The sequence below is a fragment of the Ancylomarina sp. YFZ004 genome (assembly GCF_054254355.1).
This window is the reverse complement of record NZ_JBTCHQ010000058.1, coordinates 1-201: the sequence shown is the minus strand read 5'-3', so window position 1 is coordinate 201 and position 201 is coordinate 1. Positions and strand designations below refer to the sequence as shown.

General features: G+C 45.3%; 1 protein-coding gene. It reads left to right on the top strand.

Annotated features, from left to right (window positions below):
• The coding region (locus ACXR6G_RS20205) for a hypothetical protein (RefSeq protein ID WP_458363263.1) at positions 1 to 201 on the top strand (201 nt) is incomplete at both ends.

The following is a 201-nucleotide window of genomic DNA, read 5'->3' as shown; positions in this document are numbered from 1 at the left end:
TGAGTGTCAGCACTCAGGGATCAGAACTTACTCCAACGGATATTGTTTACACGATAACTTTAAGCAGCTCTAACAATACAGGATCACCAATTACTTTCGATATTGATGATGCAGGTTCAGGAACAGCCACCAGCGGGAGCGACTACACTGCCATTGCAGCTGCTGCAACAATTAGTGTTGCTAATGGATCCTCTACAGGGA